Here is a 16,505-nt window from a genome sequence, read left to right on the forward strand (position 1 = left end):
ACGGCCATGGACACGGTGATGGAGCTCGAGATCGGGCCCGGACCCGAACCGGGTGCCTATGTGGTGCACGTCCTGCGCTCGGTCGGCGGCGGAGAGCCGACCGCGACGTTCGCCCTGGATCTCGACGAACTCGTCGATCGTCGGCCGAAGCTCGAGGAGAGCATCCTCGCCTCGGCGGTGATGGCGCGGCGGGTCGTGCCCACGACGGAAGCGGCGATCCAGGACGTCGGCAGGCGACTGTTCGACGCCGTGTTCCAGGGCGACGTGCACACGGCCTACCGCACGAGCCTCGCGGTCGCCTCGGACCGCGGCACGGGCATCCAGCTCTTGCTCCGGCTGAGCGCGCCGGGCCTCGTGGCGCTCCCATGGGAGGCCCTGTTCGATCCCGAGACCGCGACCTACCTGTGCCGCAAGGAGCCGCTCGTGAGGCGTGTCCCAGCCCGGCACACACCTGCGGCGCTCGCGATCGACCCGCCGTTGCGCATCCTCGGGATGGTGTCCTCGCCGCGGGGGCTTCCGCCCCTCGACGTCGAGGCCGAGAAGGCGCTTCTCGAGGACGCGCTTCGCCCCCAGATCGACGCGGGTCGCGTGAAGATCAGCTGGGTCGAACCCGTGACATGGTCAGCCGTGCACGACCGGCTGCTCTCCCGCGAGTGGCACGTGCTCCACTTCATCGGCCACGGCACCTACGACCCCGTGTCCGACGAGGGCCTGCTTGCCTTCGTCGGACAGGACGGCCGCACCCACAACGTCCCCGCGTCGAGCCTCGCCGACCTGATCGACGAGGCGGATCCGTCGCCCCGCCTCGTCCTCCTCAACACGTGCAGCTCCGGCACCGGCGGCAGGGATGACCTGTTCTCCGGAACCGCCGGCGCGCTCGCCCACAGCGGCATCCACGCGGTCGCGGCCATGCAGTTCGAGATCAGCGACAGGGCCGCGATCGAGTTCTCCCGCGGCTTCTACACCGCACTCGCCCACGGACGCCGCATCGACGACGCCGTCCGCAGCGGCCGAATCGAGATCCTCGGGCTCGGCCAGGGCACCCTCGAGTGGGTGACCCCGGTGCTCTACCTCCGCGGCGACGACACCCGGCTCTTCGACGTCGCACCCATCCCGGAAACCGGGATGGTGATGAAGAGGGCGGATGTCTCGTCCCGGCCGGTGCCTGCGCCTGTGCCTGTGCTTGTGCCTGTGCGGACGGAACCTCAGCCGACGGCCGATCGGTCCCCATCGCAACCCATCTTCCATGCGGCGGATTCCGGTGACATTCCGAGCACCATGATCCCGAAGCAGCGAGCCGACGCAGCAGGGCCGCCTCGGCCACCGGACCAGTCTCCGCCGAACTCTTCCCCGGCCGCCGGAGGACGCCGGGCACGTGCGACACCGAGACTGAAGCCGTGGCTCGTTGCCGGTCTGATCACCGCGGTCGCGATCGCAGGCGCCCTCGCGACGATGCTCACTGTGAGGCCAGGCGGCGGACCGGCCGACGACCGCGCGGATGGGACCCCTGTTGCGACCCCGCCGACGCCCCCGGTGACGTCGACTCCGTCGACCCCGCCTATCGTGGTCACCATTCTCGGCACTGAACTGGAGAAGACGACAGGGATGCGCTGTGTCGCTGGTGACGCCTTCGAGCTGGAAGCCGCGGGCGCCGTGCTGCTGAACAGAGCCGATCCAGATTCGAGTGTCGGCCCCGAAGGGTGGCGAGGCGGCGACATCGGCTACGAGTCCTTCTACGGGTTCGAACCGGGCCAGCTGGCCGTCGGCCTCTACCACTTGGATGCGGGCACCTACTCCGCGTTCGATGAGACCGGAAGAGCGGCATTCGAATGCCCTGAGCCGGGCGAGCTCTGGCTCGTGATCGATGACCTGATCTCGTCAGACAACGACGGAAGCTTTACTGTCCAGATCTGGCAGAACCCTCCAGCCGGATGAGGGCGGTCCACGGACGCACCCGGCTACCATCGGGAACAACGCCCATCGACGGAAGGTCGACATGCCCGCCTCGGCAGAACCCCGCGTGGCCCTGTACTTCGACTTCGACAACATCGTCATCTCGCGCTACGACCAGCTGCACGGCGACGGCGCCTACCGCAAGGACACCGGCCGCAAGACGGTGGCGGCGAGCCCCTTGACAGGGCGCAAGCTCACCGCGGCGACGGTCGACGTCGACGCCGTGCTCGACTTCGCCGCGACGTTCGGCACGATCGCGATCGCCCGCGCCTACGCCGACTGGTCGACCCCAGTGAACGCGAGCTACCGCGGCCAGCTCATCGACCGGGCCGTCGACCTCGTGCAGCTCTTCCCTCTGTCGGCCACCAAGAACGGCGCCGACATCCGCCTCTCCGTCGACGCGATGGAGGACATGTTCCGCATCGAGGACCTCACGCACATCGTGATCGTCGCGGGCGACTCCGACTACGTCGCGCTCGCGCAGAAGACCAAGCGGCTCGGCCGGTATGTCGTCGGCATCGGCGTGGCCGGCGGCACCAGCCGGGCCCTCACCGCGGCCTGCGACGAGTTCGCCGACTACGACGCACTGCTCGCCACGGATGCCGCCGTCGCCGACGACGAGGCCGACGAGAGCGACGCCGGGGCCGCGCCGCGTGAGGCCGCGGCATCCGCCGGCACTCAGGCGCCGCGTGCGCGTCGCGCATCGAGGGCGGGGAGATCCGCGGATGCCGCGGCCGACGTCGCTCCCGCCGAACCGGCGGCTGCCGAACCCGCGCCTGCCCGACGTCCCCCGACGCTGGCCGTGTTCATGCCGCCCGGCACCCCCGGTGACGACACGGATGCCGCGAACGCGACCGGGACCCGGAATCCCGGACGCCTGCTCCTCAAGGCCATGGAGCTGCTGCGCGCGAAGAACGACGAGGAGTGGCAGCCGAGCGGTGCGGTGAAGAACCAGATGCTGCGCATGGACCCGAGCTTCCAGGAGCGCCGACTCGGCTTCGCCTCGTTCACCGACTTCGTGAAGTCGCGGGCCGGCGTGGTCGAGCTCGACGAGAGCGAGGGCAATCGCAGCCGCATCCGCATCCGTCCGAAGAAGGACTGAGCGGTCGCGGCCGTCGTGGTGCCGTCGGCCTGCGACCTCTTTCCGGCTGACGCCCCGTGCGCATCGACGTCGACCGGCAAAGGGTCGTGACTGAGCCACCATGTGGTCTGACCACACGTGCTACTGTGTGGTCAGACCACAACGAGGGAGAGGAGCGCACGGCATGGCGACTGCGACATCCGACACCCCCCGCGCCTGGCAGACCGTGCTCGAGCACGTCGAGGCGCAGCTCGTCGAGGGCACGCTCCGCCCCGGCGACCGCCTGCCCGGCGAGCGCACCCTCTCGGCCGAGCTCGGCGTCGGCCGCTCGAGCGTGCGCGAGGCGCTGCGCGTGCTCGAGGTGCTCGGACTCATCCGCACGCACGCCGGCTCGGGCCCGAACGCCGGCGCCATCATCATCGCGACGCCCGGCGGCGGCATGAGCGCGCTCATGCGGCTGCAGGTCGCCGCGCGCGGTTTTCCCGTGGCCGACATCGTGCGCACCCGCCTCATCCTCGAGTCCTCGGTCGCAGGCGACCTCGCCGACGCCGAGCGCGCCGAGCGGGCCGAGCGCGGCGAGCGCGGCGAGCGCATCGGTACCCCCGACCTCGCCGCAGCCGAGCGCCTCCTCGACGCCATGGACTCCCCCGCGCTCGCTCCCGCCGAGTTCCTCGCGCTCGACGCCGCCTTCCACCTGGCGCTGGCCGAGGCATCCGGCAATCAGGTCATCACCGCGACCATGGCCGGCCTCCGCAGCAGCATCGAGGGCTACGCGCTCGCCGGGCTCGCGACGATCGCCGACTGGGCCGCGACATCCGCTCGGCTCCGAAGCGAGCACCGCGGCATCGTCGGCGCGATCAGGGCAGCGGATGCCGCGACCGCCCGCACCCGCATCCACGACCACATCTCGGGGTACTACGCCGAGACGTTCATGCCGACGGAGTTCGCTGAGCCCGTCGAAGCGGAGGCCGCTCCCTTCGAAAGGCTCAGGGAGCCATGATCACCACGAGACGGAGCAACACCATGCTGAAGCGCCAGTTCCCGAATCCGCGCGAGCTCGCGCAGCTCATGCAGTTCAGGAAGCCCACCCTCGACCCCACCGACCGCCGGCTCGAGCGGGCGCTGACGATCGCCGACCTGCGGGCGATCGCGAAGCGCCGCACGCCGAAGGCGCCGTTCGACTACACCGAGGGCGCCGCCGAGGGGGAGCTCTCGCTCACGCGTGCCCGGCAGGCGTTCCAGGACGTCGAGTTCCACCCGTCGATCCTGCGGAACGTGCCGGTCGTCGACACGACCCGCGAGGTGCTCGGCGGCACGAGCGCGCTGCCCTTCGGCATCGCACCGACCGGCTTCACCCGGCTCATGCAGACCGAGGGCGAGATCGCGGGCGCGGCCGCGGCCGGCGCCGCCGGCATCCCGTTCACCCTGTCGACGCTCGGCACGACGTCGATCGAAGATGTGAAGGCCGCGAACCCGACCGGTCGCAACTGGTTCCAGCTCTATGTCATGCGCGAGCGCGAGATCTCGTACGAGCTCGCCCGGCGTGCGGCATCCGCCGGCTTCGACACCCTCTTCTTCACGGTCGACACGCCCGTCGCCGGCGCCCGCCTGCGAGACAAGCGCAACGGCTTCTCGATCCCGCCGCAGCTCACGCTCGGCACGGTGGTCGACGCGCTGCCCCGGCCGGCGTGGTGGATCAACTTCCTCACCACCCCACCGCTCGAGTTCGCCTCGCTCTCGTCGACGGGCGGCACCGTGGGCGAGCTGCTCGACTCGGCGATGGACCCGACGATCTCGTTCGAGGACCTCGACGTCATCCGCGGGATCTGGCCCGGCAGGATCGTGGTCAAGGGCGTGCAGACCGTCGAGGACGCGAGACTCCTCGCCGACCGCGGCGTCGACGGCGTCGTGCTCTCGAACCACGGCGGCCGCCAGCTCGACCGCGCGCCGATCCCGTTCCACCTGCTGCCGCACGTCGTGCGCGAGGTGGGCGCCGATATGGAGGTGCACCTCGACACCGGCATCATGAACGGCGCCGACATCGTGGCATCCGTCGCCCTCGGTGCGCGCTTCACGCTCATCGGCCGCGCCTACCTCTACGGGCTCATGGCGGGCGGGCGACGCGGCGTCGATCGCACGATCGAGATCCTGCGCGGCGAGATCGAGCGCACCATGAAGCTGCTCGAGGTCGCGAGCCTCGACGAGCTCGGACCCCAGCACGTGACGCAGCTCTCGCGGCTCGTGCCCATCGCGAAGCCGGTGACGGATGCCGCGGAGCGGGCGGTCGAGGCGAAGCCGACGACCGTGCGGGCGACGCGATCGACGCAGGCAGCGAAGCCCGCCGCGGCGAAGCCCGCGGCAGCGAAGCCCGCTGCGAGCAAGCCCGCGTCGCGGAACGCCGTGACGAAGTAGCCCTCAGGAAACTCTCGGGCGCCGGCTGCGGCGGCAACGTAGAGTCGTTCGGGTGTGCCCCGTTCGGGTGGCACCCGAGTCGTCGGCGCGATCGCGGACGACTCATCGATGCGAGGAGTGTGAACACATGGGACGGCACAGCTACCGGCGATCGTGGCTGCCCGCGCGCCGCTGGTTGATCGTCGCGGGCGCCGCGTTGGTCGTCGGCGGCGTCTCGGTCACGACCGTCGCGCTCAGCAGCCCCGATGTCGTCGCCGAGGTGGCATCCGACACGGTGACCGTCGGCCCCGAGGGCAGGCGCGAGTCCACGCGCCCGACCCCCACGGGCGCGGCGTCCGCGCGGGCGTCGGCCGAGGCATCCGCTCCGTCCCCCACCGGCGCGCCCGCGCCCTCGCCCTCGCCTTCACCCTCGCCCGCGCCTGATGCTCCGGCCCCCACCGAATCGTCACCCGCACCCGCGCCCGCTCCGGCACCCGCGCCCGCGCCCGCTCCGGCGCCTGCCCCGGCGCCGGCGCCCGCCCCAGCCCCCGCCCCCGGGGCCTCGTCCGCCGAGGCCGACGTGCTGGCGCTCGTCAACCAGGAGCGCGCCGCCGCCGGCTGCGCGCCCGTCGCCGACGACGCCGGGCTGCGCTCGGTCGCCCGCGCCCACTCCGCCGACATGGCCGCCCGCGGCTTCTTCGACCACACGAACCCAGACGGGCAGAGCCCGTGGGATCGTGCCGCCGCTGCCGGCATCTCGTACGCGGGCGGCGAGAACATCGCGCGCGGTCAAGCCGATGCGGCATCCGTCATGAAGGCCTGGATGAAGAGTCCCGGCCACCGCGCCAACATCCTGAACTGCGAGTTCACGACGCTCGGCGTCGGCGTGCACGAGGGCTCCGGCGGCCCGTGGTGGACGCAGCTGTTCGGGTACTGAGCGTGCGGGCATCGCCCTCCGGCGCCCCGAGCGCATCATGGCCCGGCACTCGTCCGACATACCGCGGGACGTGCTCGCGGTAACGCGCCCAGTCGTCGCCGAACTGACGCTCGAGCGTGCGCTCCTCGACGAGCACGCCGCCGAGATGCTCGACGAGCGCCGCGGCGGGCAGCGTCGCCGCGACCCATGCCGACCTGCGCAGCACGCCGACGCCGAGGTGGATGAGCCACCATCCGACGTACATGGGGTGCCGGCTGAACGCGTACGGCCCGGTCGTCACGAGCGACTGCGGATGCTCGAGCTGGAACTCGCCGACGGCGCGGCGCCTGCGCTCGACGAGCGCCCACACGTTGAGCGCGCACCCCGCGGCGAGCGCGACGGCACCCCCCGCCCGTAGCAGCAGCCGCGGGCCCCGAAGGTGCGCCGGCCGAATCCGCTCGAGCACCACGACCGCCGCGGCCCCCACGATCTGCCCCGCCGGGAGGGGCAGGTTCTCGAACAACCCGATCAGGCCGGTCATGAGCTCGCTCCTCCCAGCTCGAGGTCGGCACCGCTCGCGACCCGGCGCCCTGCCTCCGCCCGCGGCGAGGTGCGCGTCGCGCGGAACCGGACGAACCAGGCGAGCATCAGCGCCGAGGCGACGAGGTAGAACGTGTGCAGGAACCAGATCGGCCCGGGCGGCAGGCTGTACACGTAGACGGAGTGCACCGCGTTGCCCGCGTTCGTGATCGCCAGGTTCCCGAGGCTGTACGACGACAGGTCCCGCGTGCGCGCGGCCTTCACCAGCATGGGCAGATAGCTCATGGCGAAGAGGCCGGTCGACAGGACACCGGCGGTCACGGCGAGGTCCATGACACGAAGGCTACGGATGTCGCGAGCGCGCGGCATCCGGAGAATCACCCATTCCGGGGACGCCGAGGCCGGACGCTTCAGATCAGGGCGTGCTCGTAGGCGAATGCCGTCGCGGCCGCCCGCGACGACACGCCGAGCTTCGCGAAGATGTTGCTGAGGTGCCGGTCGACGGTCTTCTCGCTGAGGTACAGCTCGCCGGCGATGACCCGGTTCGTCTTGCCTGCCGCGACGAGTCGAACGACCTCGATCTCGCGGCGGGTCAACGGCGTGCGCGACCGCGCGGGCTCGTGGGCACTCCTCGCAAGCCCGTCGACCCGGAGCACGTCGGGCGTGGCGCCGAGCTCCACGAACACCGCTCGCGCCGCCGCCAGCTCCATCGACGCGGAGTCGTCGTCGCGGAGTGCGAGCGAGGCCCGGGCAGCGAGCACGCGGCACCGCGCGGCCTCGTACGGGGCGTCGAGCTCCTCCCAGAGCGCCCATGCCCGCCGCAGCTGCACCAGCGCGCCGGTTGCGCCGCCCTCCTCGAGCCGCACCGAGCCTTCCGCTCGCGCTGCGACGGCCTGCATCAGCGGCATCCCGTCGGCCGGCGTGGCGGCGATCAGTTCGTCCGCTGCCAGGCGTGCGGCGCCGACGTCGCCAGCGGCGAGCTCGATCTCGACGACCGCGGGAAGCAACTGCCGGCGGGTGGCCGGGTCGACGTCGCCGGCGGCCTCGCGGATGAGCGATCGGGCGTCCCGCACCCGGCCCTGTGCGAGGCGGAGCAGCGCAAGTCCCGGCTCGGGCGCGAATCCGGTCTCGTTCGCCCGCAGGTACGCCGCCTCCGCCTCGCCGACCTCGCCCCGCAGGCGGTGCACCTCGCCCTGCTGGTACCAGGCTCCCCACGCGGCCGACCAATCGCCACGACGAGTCAGCTCCTGCGCGGCCCGCGCGGCATCGAGCGCATCGGTCCAGGCACCGTGCAGGCAGTACAGCTCCGCGCGATGCGCCTGGCACTGGCCGCTGAACATCACCATGTCGGGCCGGGCACCGCACCAGTGGTCGAGCGCGATCGTCCACTCCTGTGCGCGGCGCACGTCGTAGGCGAGGTGGCACGTGCCGATCACCGAGCAGTAGACGATGCCGGATGCCACGACCGAGACCTCCCCCGCCGTGACCGCCACCATGGCCTCATCGAGCAGCGACAGGCCGGCGACGGTCTCGCCGAGCATGATGCGCGCCTGACCCTCGCCGAGTCGCCCGAGCACCGTGACCTCGCGGTCGCCGTGCAGTTCGCCGAACCGGATGGCCTCGGCGAACGTGCGGGCGGCAGTCGCGGGGTCTCCGCCGTTCAGGGCGCCGAGCGCTCGCGGGATGAGCAGGAGCCCGCTCGCGGCTTCGAGCCGGCCGTCGTCGGCGATCCGCGCGGCGCGGGCGAGCCAGCCGTTGCTCTGCGCCATGTCGCCCCGGCTCAGGTGGTAGATGCCGATCCAAGCGGCGGATCGCGCGGCGGGGTCCGCTCCGTCGGGTATCCGGAGGTACGCCTCGTGCGCCCGTATCGCGAGGTCGAGCCCGACGGCCTCCCTGCCCATCACGAGCGCGGCGTTGGCGAGTCGGTCGAGGTCGTCGGCGTCGAGCGAACGCTCGCCGTCGGCATCCGTCAACGCCGTGAACGCGTCGAGCCACCGGTGCTCGGCGTACGCCGCGCGACCCCGTTCGAGGGCTGCGGAAGAAGTCATGGGCGTCACCGCCGGTCGGCCGTCATGCGCCGGAACGTCGTCGTGCGCGCTCGAGGTCCTTCTCCTGCTGCTCCTCGTCGGTCGGGGTGGTGATGGATGCCGCGATCGTGTGCACCGCGACGAACCTCGCCATCTTCTTCGCGTACTTCGCCTGCGCGCGACGCCGCTTGATCGTCTTGGCACGGCCCTTGGCGTCGTTCGCCCGCTCTCGCTCGAGGGCGCGGCGCCGCGCGTCGCCGGAGGAGGTCGCACGGATCGACGCCTTCTCGAGCCGCGCCGACGCCGTGCGTGCCAGCCGGGTGGCGCGCCACGGCCGCTCGCGCCGCTCCGCCTTCGCCGCCCGGGTCAGCTCCCGGGCACCCGCGGTCGTCAGCTCGAATCGCGCGCGGTTCTCGCCCTTCAGCGTCTTCGCGAGCTTCTTCGACTCCTTGCCGGCCTTGCGCGCCGCCGCCACGGCCGTTCGTGCCTGGCGACGCTCGTCGCGATCGGTTCGGATATTCAGGATCGGCATGGCGCCCTCCTCATCGTCGGCTCGGTGCCGGTCGTCCGCTCAGTGCTCGTCGACGGCTCAGCCCTCGTCATCGATGAGCTCGAGGAGCTTCTTCGCCTCGTCGCGGATCTCGTCGTGGTCGTACTGCCCGGCACGACTCTCGAGCGAGATCACCGCGCAACGGTGCACCTTCGTGAAGTCGCCGTACGGGAAGCTGTAGTGCCCCTTGGTGTCGCGGTCCATGTCGTCGTCGACGCCGAGGTGCCACTTGCTGTACTCGCCCCAGCCGTGCTTCTCGATGAATGCGTTCTCTTCGTCGGCGCTCGGGGCGTCCTCGCTCCAGTCGTCGCGCTCGTCGCGCACGACGTCGCCGTCGCGCACGAGCGAGCGTGCATGGCGGAGCCCGGTCCGGTTGAGCTTGACGGTCATCGGATGTCTCCTCCCGAGGCGTCGCACCGGCGGGCGCCGTGCGGTTCGGCGGCGCGGCGTTTCCACGCCCTGCCCTCCGGTCTACGTGGATGACCGGGCGTCGTCAACGGGGTTGCGCGGGCGCGGTGGACCGCGTTCGCAGGACCAGCCGCTCGACACGGCCCTCCACGCGGGGTGAGTGGTCGCTCATCCTGCGAACGACGGCGACGACAGATCGCGCGGGGCCGCGGTGGCCTGCGCGGCGGCAACGGCCAGGAAGCGCGCCGTGTCCGACACGGCTGCTGCGAGCAGCGCGACGAGTCGATCGTCGGCATCGGCGACGGACGACTGCGCCATCCCGTTGACGGCGCCGGTCACGACGTCCTGGCACTGCCGGACGGTCATGCCGGCGCGGCGCACCGGAGCGACCTCTTCGATGAACCGGACGGCCCATGCGTCTGCGGCGGGGGCGGCGCGGAGTGCGGCTGCCGCCCGCTCGCTCGCCTCCACGGCGAGCGCGCCGCCGCGTTCGGCGAGGACGGCGATCGCAGCATGCAGCCCGACGGCCAGCGATCGCTGGCGCCCCTCGGCAACGACGGGCAACGCGGCGGCTGCGGCTCGCGTGGCGAGCAGCACGTCGAGCAGCGGGTCGTCGCTCGTCATGCCGACGACCGTCGGGATGAGCGGCGTGAGCCGCGCGCGGCCGGCGTCGCTCGTGCAATCGTTCACCAACCGCGCGAGGTGCGCGAGGGTGCCCTGCGTGCATGCGGGGTGGTCGCTCCAGCGCTCGCCCGCGAGGTACGACGCGAACTCCATGAAACACGCCCCGCGTCGCGGCGATCGATGCCGGCCGGGGGACAGAATGGGCATGACATCCGGGTACGCCGTCGTCTCACGCATGGGAACCTCCATCGCTCCCTCCACTCTGCGCCCGTTGCGGCCGCGATTCAAGAGCGGATTGCCGGATGTCGCGTGGCGTCAGGCGCGTGTGCGCCCCACCGGCCCACTGCTGTGCGCCGGCTGGGGCCGACGGCCGAGCCGCGACCTCAGCCCCCAACCCGTCACCCGCACCACCGCCTCGAGCACGATGGCCGGGCTCATCTTCGAGCGTCCGCGGATGCGCTCGATGAACGTCACCGGCACCTCGACGACCGTGAGGCCGGCCTCGCGCGCATGCCACAGCATGTCGACCTGGAACCCGTAGCCGCGGGTGTGCACGTCCTCCAGACGGATGCGCCGCAGCGCGTCGGCGCGGAACACCCGGTATCCCGCCGTCGCGTCCTGCGTGTCGAGTCGCAGCACGGAGCGCGCATACGCGCTCCCCCACCGCGAGAGCAGCTCGCGGTGTCGCGGCCAGTTCTCGATCGAGCCGCCCGAGATCCAGCGAGAGCCGATCACGAGGTCGACGGGCCCGCCGCTCGACGAGCCCGTCGAAGCGGCACCCTCGAGTCGCGCGAGCAGGCGCGGCAGCTCCTCGGGCAGGTGCGAGCCGTCGGCGTCGAGTTGCACGATCGGATCGAAGCCTCGCTCGAGCGCCCACGCGAACGCCTCGAGGTAGGCGGCGCCGAGCCCGTGCTTGGCAGTACGGTGCAGCACCTCCACGGCGGCGTCGGCGGCCGCGAGCTCGTCGGCGATCGCGCCCGTTCCATCGGGTGAGTCGTCGTCGACCACGAGCACGGATGCCTCGGGCACGGACGCCCGCACCCGGGCCACGGTGTCGGCGAGGTTCTCGCGCTCGTTGTAGGTCGGGATCACCACGAGGGCCCGCGACATCCGTGTCCTCTCCTCGATGCGTCTCTCACACCATCGTAGAGGGGGGCCTGTGCCGCCGGCGCGCCCCGGTCGCGGTCAGCGCACCCCCGCCATGAGCCGCAACACGGGCTTGCGCGCGAGCCACAGGGCAGCGCCCAGCACGATCGCGATCGCGCCCAGGACGCCGAAGTACGTCGCCTCGTTCACGACCGTGTAGAACTCCGCGAGCTGGCCGGCGATCGAGGTGCCGAGCGCCACGGAGAGGAAGAACAGCGCCACCATCTGCGTGTGGAACACCTTCGGCGCGAGCTTCGTCGTCACCGACAGCCCGACCGGCGAGAGCAGCAGTTCGGCGACGGTGAACACGAACAGGATCAGGACGATCCAGAGCAGCGGCGTCGAGTTCGGCCCGCCGTCGGCGTAGGGCAGGAAGAGGAGGAATGCCACGCCCATGATCGCCGTGCCGAGGGCGAACTTGATCGGCGTCGACGGCTGCCGATCGCCGAGCTTCGTCCAGATCGCGGCGAACACGCCCGACAGGATGATGATGAAGATCGGGTTGATCGATTGCACCCACGGCACCGGCATCTCCCAGCCGAAGATGTCGCGGTTCAACTGCTCGTCGGAGTAGATCGTGAGCACGGTGAACTGCTGCTGGTACAGCGACCAGAAGGCGACGCTCGCGATGAACAACGGGATGAAGGCGAACACCCGGCTGCGTTCGGTCGACGTGATGCGGCGGCTGGAGAGGATCACGATGAAGTACGCGACCGCCGCGACGACGGTGCCGGCGATGACCCAGGTCACCAGGTTGGTCGCGGTGATGAGGCCGGTGAGCACCAGCACCGCGATGAGCAGCACGGATGCCACGGCGACCCCGATCACGAGGGCACGCCGCGATGCGGGCAGAGGATTGGGCACGACGGATGCCTCGGGCGGAAGGCTCCTGCGGCCGAAGGAATACTGGATCAGCCCGATCGCCATGCCGAACGCGGCGAGCGCGAAGCCCCAGTGGAATCCCCAGTTCTGCTGCACGATCCCGGTCAGGAGCGGGCCGAAGAAGGCGCCGAGGTTGATGCCGAGGTAGAAGATCGAGAACCCCGCGTCGCGCCTGGGGTCGTGCTCGGAGTAGAGGGTGCCGACGACGCTGGTCGCGTTCGCCTTCAGGCCGCCCGAACCCAACGCGACGAGCACGAGGCCCACGCCGACGCCGAGGAACCCGGGCAGCACGGCGAGCGCGATGTGGCCGCACATGATGACGATCGCACTGAAGAAGAGCACGCGCTCCGAACCGAGGAGGCGGTCGGCGATCCACGCGCCGAGGATCGTCGAGAGGTAGACCGCGCCGCCGTACGCGCCGACGATGCCCGCGGCATCCGCCTGGTCCATGCCGAGGCCGCCGTCGGCGACCGAGTAGTACAGGTAGAGCAGCAGGATGCCCTGCATGCCGTAGAAGCTGAAGCGCTCCCACATCTCGACGCCGAAGATGTGCACGAGCGCTCGCGGCTGCCCGAAGAACCCGTGGTCGCCCCGGGTGTCCCGTTCGGCCTCGACGCCGTTCACGGCCGGCTCAGGCGGCCCGTACTCCCCGGGGGCCGGCTCGGTGACCTTGCCCATGGGGGCAGCCTAGACCCGGGCGCCGGGGGCCGCGAGCGACATGCGCTTCCTTGTGGCGTTCGGCCGGTCGTGGTGGACTGGCCACGGGGAATGAGGACGATGAGCAGGATGAGACGGACTCTGGCTGCAACAGCGATGGTCGCACTCGGGGTGGGGACCTTGGCCGGGTGCGCCCTGCTCGCTCCGGTCGAGCGCTTCAGTGACTCGGCGACGGTGCAGGAGGAGATCCGCACGATCGAGCTCGAAGATCCGAAGGGGAACGTCACGATCCGTGGTGTCGACGCGGCCGACGACGTGAGCATCGAGCGCACCGTGTCCTACCGGGGCGACCGGCCCGACGGCGAGACGCATGCGGTCGACGGGGACACACTCGTGCTGGGCGGCTGCGGACGAGGCTGCTCGGTCGAGTACACCATCGAGCTGCCCGCCGGCGTCGATGTGCGCGGCTCGAACTCGAACGGTGCGATCGAGGTCTCCGGGGTCGGCGAGGTCGAGGCGCAGACGAGCAACGGCCGCATCGAACTCGAGGAGATCGCGGGGGGCATCGACGTCGAGACGAGCAACGGACGCATCATCGGACGCGACCTGAACGGCGACGGTGTGCGAGCCTCGACCTCGAACGGACCGATCGAGCTCGAACTCGGCGAGCCGCAGGATGTCGCGGCGAGCACCTCCAACGGCTCGATCGAGCTCACGGTTCCCGCGGCGGGCTATCGTGTCTCGACCGAGACGTCGAACGGGCGCACCGACGTCGAGGTTCCGAACGATTCCGCTGGGGAGTTCTCGCTCGACCTCCGCACGTCGAACGGCTCGATCACCGTTGCCGAGCGCTAGCGACCCCGCCCACCCCGCGCACGCGACCCCGCCACACCCGGCGCCGTCCGACCCCGCCCACGCGAACCCGACACTCCCCGCGCGCGCGACCCCGCCACTCCCCGCGCCGTCCGCCGACGCGAGGAGAACGGCGCTCGAGAGGATGCTCCCGCCGGCAAGAACAGACCTCGTTCTCGCCGATCTCCTCGGAATCGCGCCGATCGCGCGGCCGCGCGAGCTCTCGGCGGGCGGGCGGTGCGGGGCGATCAGCGGGACGCGAGCTCCCCGAGCACCGCCTCGAGCTGATCGACCGCCCAGTCGAGGTCGGCCCGTTCGACGACGATCGGCGGCGCGAGCCGGATGGTCGAGCCGTGCGTGTCCTTCGCGAGCACGCCGCGACGCATGAGCGCCTCGCACACCTCGCGACCGGTCGCGAGGGCGGGGTCGATGTCGACGCCCGCCCAGAGGCCGGCGCCGCGCAACGCCACGACGCCGTGTCCGACGAGTCGCTCGAGGCGCTCGTGCAGGTGCCCGCCGAGCGCGCGAGCGCGCGCCTGCGGCTCCCCGGTCGCCAGCATCCGTACGACCTCGAGCCCGACGGCCGCGGCGAGCGGGTTGCCGCCGAACGTCGAGCCGTGCTGCCCGGGCTGCAGCACCCCGAGCACGTCGCGGTCGCCGACCACCGCCGAGACGGGCACGATGCCGCCGCCGAGCGCCTTGCCGATCAGGTACAGGTCGGGCACGACGCCGACGAGATCGCATGCGAACGTCGCTCCGACGCGGCCGAGGCCCGACTGGATCTCGTCGGCGATGAGCAGCACTCCGTGCTCGCTCGTGATGCGGCGCAACTCGGGAAGATAGTCGGCCGGCGGCACGATGATGCCCGCCTCGCCCTCGATCGGCTCCACGAGCACCGCGACGGTGTCGTCGTCGATCGCGGCCTCGACGGCAGCGGCGTCGCCGTACGGCACCATGCGGAAGCCCGGAGTGTAGGGTCCGAAGTCGTCGTGCGCGTCGGGATCGTCGCTGAACGAGACGATCGTGGTGGTGCGACCGTGGAAGTTGCCGGCCATGACGACGATGTTCGCGGCATCCGGAGCCACGCCCTTCACCCGATAGCCCCACGCACGTGCGACCTTGATCGCCGACTCGACCGCCTCGGCGCCGGTGTTCATCGGCAGCACCATGTCCTTGCCGCAGAGCGCGGCGAGTTCGGTGACGAACGGCCCGAGCCGGTCGTTGTGGAACGCGCGGCTGGTGAGCGTGATGCGGCCGAGCTGCTCGCGCGCGGCCGCCACGAGCCGTGGGTTGCCGTGCCCGAAGTTCACCGCCGAGTACGCGGCGAGGCAGTCGAGGTAGCGGCGGCCGTCGACGTCGGTCACCCAGGCACCCTCGCCGGATGCGACGACGACGGGCAGCGGGTGGTAGTTGTGGGCGGCATGCGCGTCCTCGGCGTGGATGGCCGCGGCCGTCCGAGCCGAAGGCTCCGCCCGTAGACGCCCCGCCGCACCCGAGCCTTCGGCTCGGACGCCCGCGTCCATGTCGTCGACCGTGCCGCCGTGTGCGGGAGTCGTCATCGGCGCAGCTCCAGGGTGCAGCATTTGACGCCGCCGCCGCCGAGCAGCAGCTCGGAGAGGTCGACGCCGATCGGGTTGTAGCCGTGTTCGCGCAGCTGCCGTTCGAAGTCGGTCGCGCGCGCCGCGATCACCACGTTGCACCCGTCGCTGAACGAGTTGAGGCCGAGCACCGCGGCATCCGTCTCGTTGACGATGATCGCGTCGGGGAACCGCTCCTGCAGGACGCCGACGGATGCCTCGTCGAACGCGCTCGGCAGGTACGCGATGTGCTCCTGGCCGGGCGTGCCGTCGAGCACGGCGACGGCCGTGTCGAGGTGGTAGAAGCTCGGATTCACGAGCCGGAGCGTGACGACCTCGCGACCGGAGATGCGGGCGAGCTCCTCGTGCGAGAGCGAGTGGCTGCGGAAGCCCGTGCCGGCGAGGATCCCGTCGCCGACGAGCAGGAAGTCGCCCTCGCCCTCGTTGACCTCCTCGGGCACTTGCACGTCGAAGCCCGCCTCGCGGAACCAGTCCATGTACGCGGGGCCCTCGGGCTGTCGCTCGGCGTGCGTGAACTTGGCGCCATAGGCGACGCCGTCGATCACGAAGCCGCCGTTCGCGGCGTACACCATGTCGGGAAGTCCCGCGATCGGGTCGATGAGCCGAACGTCGTAGCCCAGGCCGACGTAGGTGTCGTGGAGCACCTGCCACTGCTCGAGCGCGAGGCTCGTGTCGGTGGGCTGCGCCGGATCCATCCAGGGGTTGATCCGGTAGACGACGCTGAAGTGCTCGGGGCGGCACATCAGCACGCTGCGGCCGGCGGGCCGGCGCTCGGGTCTGGTTCCGGGCTGCTCGTCGGTCTGGATCACACTCGACATCTCACTCCTCGAAGGGGCTGCGGATGTCGCGACGCACCGGGCGGGACGACATCGGCACTGCT

General features: G+C 71.4%; 16 protein-coding genes. 6 read left to right on the top strand and 10 right to left on the bottom strand.

What is annotated here, in order from left to right:
• Positions 1 to 6 precede the first annotated feature (6 nt).
• The 5 genes from ACFWN7_RS13450 to ACFWN7_RS13470 all read left to right on the top strand — a co-directional run bounded on the left by ACFWN7_RS13450 (position 7) and on the right by ACFWN7_RS13470 (position 6,362).
• Positions 7 to 1,935: a CHAT domain-containing protein gene (locus ACFWN7_RS13450; protein ID WP_376939323.1), complete on the top strand. Its 1,929-nt coding sequence runs from the start codon at positions 7 to 9 to the stop codon at positions 1,933 to 1,935.
• A 61-nt stretch (positions 1,936 to 1,996) separates the two neighbouring features.
• Positions 1,997 to 3,055, top strand: coding sequence for an NYN domain-containing protein (locus ACFWN7_RS13455; protein WP_376939324.1), 1,059 nt, complete (start codon positions 1,997 to 1,999; stop codon positions 3,053 to 3,055).
• Positions 3,056 to 3,218: 163 nt separating this feature from the next.
• A complete protein-coding gene (locus ACFWN7_RS13460; RefSeq protein ID WP_376939325.1) occupies positions 3,219 to 4,034 on the top strand; it encodes a FadR/GntR family transcriptional regulator in 816 nt (271 codons plus the stop codon).
• A gap of 23 nt (positions 4,035 to 4,057) precedes the next feature.
• Positions 4,058 to 5,446 carry an alpha-hydroxy-acid oxidizing protein gene (locus tag ACFWN7_RS13465; RefSeq protein ID WP_376939371.1) on the top strand — a complete coding sequence of 463 codons (1,389 nt, stop codon included), beginning with the start codon at positions 4,058 to 4,060 and terminating at the stop codon, positions 5,444 to 5,446.
• A 127-nt stretch (positions 5,447 to 5,573) separates the two neighbouring features.
• Entirely contained in the window at positions 5,574 to 6,362 is a 789-nt protein-coding gene (locus tag ACFWN7_RS13470; RefSeq protein WP_376939326.1) for a CAP domain-containing protein, read from the top strand.
• Here the strand turns inward: ACFWN7_RS13470 and ACFWN7_RS13475 are convergent.
• The 8 genes from ACFWN7_RS13475 to ACFWN7_RS13510 form a co-directional block, all read right to left on the bottom strand.
• Positions 6,292 to 6,882: a methyltransferase family protein gene (locus ACFWN7_RS13475; RefSeq protein WP_376939327.1), complete on the bottom strand. Its 591-nt coding sequence runs from the start codon at positions 6,880 to 6,882 to the stop codon at positions 6,292 to 6,294. The two genes, ACFWN7_RS13470 and ACFWN7_RS13475, sit on opposite strands and share 71 nt — an antisense overlap.
• Entirely contained in the window at positions 6,879 to 7,214 is a 336-nt protein-coding gene (locus tag ACFWN7_RS13480; RefSeq protein WP_376939328.1) for a hypothetical protein, read from the bottom strand. The genes ACFWN7_RS13475 and ACFWN7_RS13480 overlap by 4 nt, the downstream gene beginning before the upstream one ends.
• Positions 7,215 to 7,291: 77 nt before the next feature.
• Positions 7,292 to 8,929 carry a LuxR C-terminal-related transcriptional regulator gene (locus ACFWN7_RS13485; RefSeq protein ID WP_376939329.1) on the bottom strand — a complete coding sequence of 546 codons (1,638 nt, stop codon included), beginning with the start codon at positions 8,927 to 8,929 and terminating at the stop codon, positions 7,292 to 7,294.
• 22 nt (positions 8,930 to 8,951) lie between these two features.
• Positions 8,952 to 9,440 carry a hypothetical protein gene (locus ACFWN7_RS13490; RefSeq protein WP_376939330.1) on the bottom strand — a complete coding sequence of 163 codons (489 nt, stop codon included), beginning with the start codon at positions 9,438 to 9,440 and terminating at the stop codon, positions 8,952 to 8,954.
• A 57-nt stretch (positions 9,441 to 9,497) separates the two neighbouring features.
• The gene (locus ACFWN7_RS13495; protein ID WP_376939331.1) at positions 9,498 to 9,848 is read right to left on the bottom strand and encodes a hypothetical protein; all 351 of its coding nucleotides are present in this window, start codon (positions 9,846 to 9,848) and stop codon (positions 9,498 to 9,500) included.
• 186 nt (positions 9,849 to 10,034) lie between these two features.
• The gene (locus tag ACFWN7_RS13500) at positions 10,035 to 10,727 is read right to left on the bottom strand and encodes a hypothetical protein (protein ID WP_376939333.1); all 693 of its coding nucleotides are present in this window, start codon (positions 10,725 to 10,727) and stop codon (positions 10,035 to 10,037) included.
• Positions 10,728 to 10,805: 78 nt separating this feature from the next.
• Positions 10,806 to 11,600, bottom strand: a complete 795-nt coding sequence (locus ACFWN7_RS13505) for a polyprenol monophosphomannose synthase (RefSeq protein WP_376939334.1) — start codon at positions 11,598 to 11,600, stop codon at positions 10,806 to 10,808.
• 75 nt (positions 11,601 to 11,675) lie between these two features.
• Entirely contained in the window at positions 11,676 to 13,196 is a 1,521-nt protein-coding gene (locus tag ACFWN7_RS13510) for a peptide MFS transporter (RefSeq protein ID WP_376939335.1), read from the bottom strand.
• Between the two features lie 108 nt (positions 13,197 to 13,304).
• Here ACFWN7_RS13510 and ACFWN7_RS13515 point away from each other — a divergent pair, with 108 nt between their 5' ends.
• Positions 13,305 to 14,030 carry a DUF4097 domain-containing protein gene (locus ACFWN7_RS13515; protein ID WP_376939336.1) on the top strand — a complete coding sequence of 242 codons (726 nt, stop codon included), beginning with the start codon at positions 13,305 to 13,307 and terminating at the stop codon, positions 14,028 to 14,030.
• A 245-nt stretch (positions 14,031 to 14,275) separates the two neighbouring features.
• Here ACFWN7_RS13515 and rocD read toward each other — a convergent pair whose 3' ends face one another.
• Positions 14,276 to 15,586: an ornithine--oxo-acid transaminase gene (rocD, locus tag ACFWN7_RS13520; protein WP_376939337.1), complete on the bottom strand. Its 1,311-nt coding sequence runs from the start codon at positions 15,584 to 15,586 to the stop codon at positions 14,276 to 14,278.
• Complete coding sequence (gene ddaH, locus ACFWN7_RS13525) at positions 15,583 to 16,443, bottom strand: dimethylargininase (protein ID WP_376939338.1); 861 nt, start codon at positions 16,441 to 16,443, stop codon at positions 15,583 to 15,585. The genes rocD and ddaH overlap by 4 nt, the downstream gene beginning before the upstream one ends.
• Positions 16,444 to 16,505: the final 62 nt, after the last annotated feature.

The sequence above is a fragment of the Agromyces sp. NPDC058484 genome, from assembly GCF_042720415.1.
Classification (GTDB): domain Bacteria; phylum Actinomycetota; class Actinomycetes; order Actinomycetales; family Microbacteriaceae; genus Agromyces.

What these genes read in the sequence shown, in the direction of transcription:
- ACFWN7_RS13450 (WP_376939323.1), top strand. Translation starts at nt 7, where the DNA reads ATGGACACGGTGATGGAGCTCGAGATCGGGCCCGGACCCGAACCGGGT.
- ACFWN7_RS13455 (WP_376939324.1), top strand. Translation starts at nt 1,997, where the DNA reads ATGCCCGCCTCGGCAGAACCCCGCGTGGCCCTGTACTTCGACTTCGAC.
- ACFWN7_RS13460 (WP_376939325.1), top strand. Translation starts at nt 3,219, where the DNA reads ATGGCGACTGCGACATCCGACACCCCCCGCGCCTGGCAGACCGTGCTC.
- ACFWN7_RS13465 (WP_376939371.1), top strand. Translation starts at nt 4,058, where the DNA reads ATGCTGAAGCGCCAGTTCCCGAATCCGCGCGAGCTCGCGCAGCTCATG.
- ACFWN7_RS13470 (WP_376939326.1), top strand. Translation starts at nt 5,574, where the DNA reads ATGGGACGGCACAGCTACCGGCGATCGTGGCTGCCCGCGCGCCGCTGG.
- ACFWN7_RS13475 (WP_376939327.1), bottom strand. Translation starts at nt 6,882, where the DNA reads ATGACCGGCCTGATCGGGTTGTTCGAGAACCTGCCCCTCCCGGCGGGG.
- ACFWN7_RS13480 (WP_376939328.1), bottom strand. Translation starts at nt 7,214, where the DNA reads ATGGACCTCGCCGTGACCGCCGGTGTCCTGTCGACCGGCCTCTTCGCC.
- ACFWN7_RS13485 (WP_376939329.1), bottom strand. Translation starts at nt 8,929, where the DNA reads ATGACTTCTTCCGCAGCCCTCGAACGGGGTCGCGCGGCGTACGCCGAG.
- ACFWN7_RS13490 (WP_376939330.1), bottom strand. Translation starts at nt 9,440, where the DNA reads ATGCCGATCCTGAATATCCGAACCGATCGCGACGAGCGTCGCCAGGCA.
- ACFWN7_RS13495 (WP_376939331.1), bottom strand. Translation starts at nt 9,848, where the DNA reads ATGACCGTCAAGCTCAACCGGACCGGGCTCCGCCATGCACGCTCGCTC.
- ACFWN7_RS13500 (WP_376939333.1), bottom strand. Translation starts at nt 10,727, where the DNA reads ATGCGTGAGACGACGGCGTACCCGGATGTCATGCCCATTCTGTCCCCC.
- ACFWN7_RS13505 (WP_376939334.1), bottom strand. Translation starts at nt 11,600, where the DNA reads ATGTCGCGGGCCCTCGTGGTGATCCCGACCTACAACGAGCGCGAGAAC.
- ACFWN7_RS13510 (WP_376939335.1), bottom strand. Translation starts at nt 13,196, where the DNA reads ATGGGCAAGGTCACCGAGCCGGCCCCCGGGGAGTACGGGCCGCCTGAG.
- ACFWN7_RS13515 (WP_376939336.1), top strand. Translation starts at nt 13,305, where the DNA reads ATGAGACGGACTCTGGCTGCAACAGCGATGGTCGCACTCGGGGTGGGG.
- rocD (WP_376939337.1), bottom strand. Translation starts at nt 15,586, where the DNA reads ATGACGACTCCCGCACACGGCGGCACGGTCGACGACATGGACGCGGGC.
- ddaH (WP_376939338.1), bottom strand. Translation starts at nt 16,443, where the DNA reads ATGTCGAGTGTGATCCAGACCGACGAGCAGCCCGGAACCAGACCCGAG.